The sequence below is a fragment of the Marinomonas pontica genome (assembly GCF_026191375.1).
In the GTDB taxonomy this organism is placed as follows: Bacteria; Pseudomonadota; Gammaproteobacteria; order Pseudomonadales; family Marinomonadaceae; genus Marinomonas; species Marinomonas pontica.
In genome coordinates, this window is the sequence record NZ_JAODTL010000003.1 from 1 (window position 1) to 2,591 (window position 2,591).

5 protein-coding genes are annotated in these 2,591 nt (G+C 48.6%); all 5 read right to left on the minus strand.

The window, feature by feature from the left end; translation table 11 throughout:
- Positions 1 to 82 precede the first annotated feature (82 nt).
- Complete coding sequence (locus N5P32_RS17855) at positions 83 to 244, minus strand: cobalamin biosynthesis protein (RefSeq protein ID WP_322783785.1); 162 nt, start codon at positions 242 to 244, stop codon at positions 83 to 85.
- The gene (locus N5P32_RS17860; RefSeq protein WP_322783786.1) at positions 184 to 378 is read right to left on the minus strand and encodes a cobalamin biosynthesis protein; all 195 of its coding nucleotides are present in this window, start codon (positions 376 to 378) and stop codon (positions 184 to 186) included. Before N5P32_RS17860 ends, N5P32_RS17855 begins: the two co-directional genes overlap by 61 nt.
- Positions 317 to 856 (minus strand): hypothetical protein, encoded by a 540-nt coding sequence (locus N5P32_RS00145; RefSeq protein WP_322783784.1) that lies wholly within the window; start codon positions 854 to 856, stop codon positions 317 to 319. Before N5P32_RS00145 ends, N5P32_RS17860 begins: the two co-directional genes overlap by 62 nt.
- On the minus strand, positions 853 to 1,593 hold the full coding sequence (cobI, locus tag N5P32_RS00150) for a precorrin-2 C(20)-methyltransferase (protein ID WP_265727204.1): 741 nt from the start codon (positions 1,591 to 1,593) through the stop codon (positions 853 to 855). The genes N5P32_RS00145 and cobI overlap by 4 nt, the downstream gene beginning before the upstream one ends.
- Positions 1,590 to 2,591 (minus strand): precorrin-6Y C5,15-methyltransferase (decarboxylating) subunit CbiT (cbiT, locus tag N5P32_RS00155; RefSeq protein WP_265727205.1); only part of this gene is annotated, 1,002 nt, incomplete at its 5' end. The genes cobI and cbiT, both read right to left, overlap by 4 nt.

A 2,591-nucleotide genomic window follows, 5' to 3' on the forward strand; every position in this document is an offset into this window, starting at 1 on the left:
CAATAAATTCCTTATACAATTACTTACATTTTCCACCTAGAACGCTCACAACCTTATCGCTTTGTCTGTGTTTCTTACCAGCTTATCGAGATTGATACGATCTCGCCACCGCACAGGTCGCTTTGGCGTTTTTGATTTTATTCAAGATAAGCTCTGGTTCTGTGCCGGTTTCCATTTGAGCCGCTAACAGCGCGGCAGATTCCGCAACGCCGTAGACGCCGACGGGTTGAAGATGTAGTCGGATTTAGTACTAAGAAGCGACTCCATTGGCGCAAGATCTTGGGCGCTGTAGGTGTTGAAATCCCAATGGTATTTGTCAGCGAGAGCGATGAGATTGGTTTCGTCGGCTTTGATGTCGATGCTGTTTAAAGAGTGGATTTGCTTTGGCGTTAAGCCTTTTTGCTAGAGCGTCAAGCATCAGGGTTTCGATAAATTCCAGCGGGCAGTTGCGTTCGCAGCCCATTCCCAAAGTATAGATAGGATTCAAGTAAGGCTTCGCGGTGGTCATCACCAACTGTGCGCCAAGGGATGCTGCCACTTGCGCGCCCCACTCGTTTGCACCGCCTTCATGACCGGATAACAATGGAATGACAAACTTGCCATCTTCGTCCAATACCAAGACTGGCGGGTCTTGATATTTGTCTTGCAGCACCGGCGCGAGCGTTCGCATTACGATGCCAGTGGCACAAATAAACACCAGCCAATCACCGTTTTTAAACCCCGTTTGAACAAACTCGGCGAAAGGTTTTGGCTTGTAATCAACGACCGCATCCGGCCAATTATTTTGTACGCCTTTAGACAAGAGTTTTTGCGCGAGACTTTCACCTGCTGGCGTTAATGCGATAAAGCGTATCACCGAGTGCCTCGCTCGCTTCTAGTCACCACAAACAAGGAGAAATACGGCCCTGCTTTGTCTTCCAAGGTGGATACATCGCGCACGATACGTTCGTTGTCACGGCCAATGTATTCAAGATATTTGGCATCTTGCATACGATTGGTTTTGCGCAACGCCATCAAGATGCGAGGACGCGCACGTCCTGCTTTCATAATAACCACACTGTCGTGTTGTTCTAGCGCAGTATCAATTTGTTGGGCAGTATGACGACCGCTCACCACCGCAAAGGATTCTTTTAACACGGTTAACGGATGATTCAAGGCAGACGATGCCGCGTTGATGGATGACACGCCCGGCACCACTTGGCATTGAAAATCGCCTTCTAGGCGCTCTAATAAATACGCGAAAGAGCCAAAAAACAACGGGTCGCCTTCACACAAGAAGACCACGTCTTTGCCTTGCGATAACTCATTGGCAATGGCTTTTGCGCCATTGTCGTACGCTTCATTCGCCAACGAACGATCCGTCGACATCGGCATGACAATGGCTATTTCATTTTGCGCATGAGTCACGCCAGCGAAGGCTTCGCTGGCGATGGTTTTCGCTTGAGACCCCCCTTCGTCGTTGGCAAGGTAACTCACTACACTGGCACGCTGAATTAAACGTAAGGCTTTTAAAGTGATCAATTCTGGATCACCGGGGCCAACGCCCACACCAATGAATCGGCCTGTTTTTTGTGATGTTTCCGAGGCACTCATTGTGCGCTTTCCTTATGATTTGTATTGATGGCCGATGTTGTGGCCGTATATTTTCGAAAATGATAAAGCGTCACGGGCAGACTAGGACGAAATAAACGCTGCCCCGCCAATCGCTCGCCTTTGGTAATGGACACCTGCAAACTCTGCTCGTCGGCGTCTTGTGCTTGGTCACGCTGTTGGGCGAACTGCATGACCTGATATTTTGTCTCTTCGGTAACAGCGCTGACCATCAAGCTGCCATCATCGGGCAATAGCTCCCAAACTTGCGTCATCAAGGCATTCAATTCACCATCACTGCCGCCAATGAAGGCTTTGTTCGGTCTGCCATGTTGTGCGTTGTTATCAGAAAACAAATTGTCAGCAAGTAAATCCACCAGCACGTCCGGCGCTCGCCCTGCGACAATCGATAAATTCTGCATCACACCAAAACGTTCTTGGTTGGCGGTTAAACAGGCTAAACGGTCTGGGTGATGTTCAATGGCGATAACTTGACTGCGTGGATGCCAGTAGGCCATCTCCACGCTCACACCACCACAGCCAGCGCCAATATCCCACACTGTGTCGCCTTGCTGAATGTTCATGTAAGACAAAATTGCCAAACGCACTTCCCGCTTGGTTATCATGCCTTTTCCATCGCCTTTATCTGTCACAAAAGACGTATCAGGAATGCCAACACTGCTTGGATAAAGTGAGGCTTGTTGGCTGGTTTTCAGCACAACCACATTCAGCGGATCCCAATCTATTTCTGTATCTAATAAAGACTTGGCACTAAAAGTACGGACTTTTTCTTGTTCATAACCCAAGGCTTCACATACGGTAATCTCACTTTTATCAAGCCCAGCTTTTATACACTCTTCGGCAATATGTTGCGGCTGACTGTATTGATCGGTCAGTAACACCAAGGTTGTATTCGACTGTAAGTGACGACGTAAAGACGCCAGTGGACGACCATGCAAACTCACCACCTGCACGTCTTGCAAGGATAGTCCAAGACGATG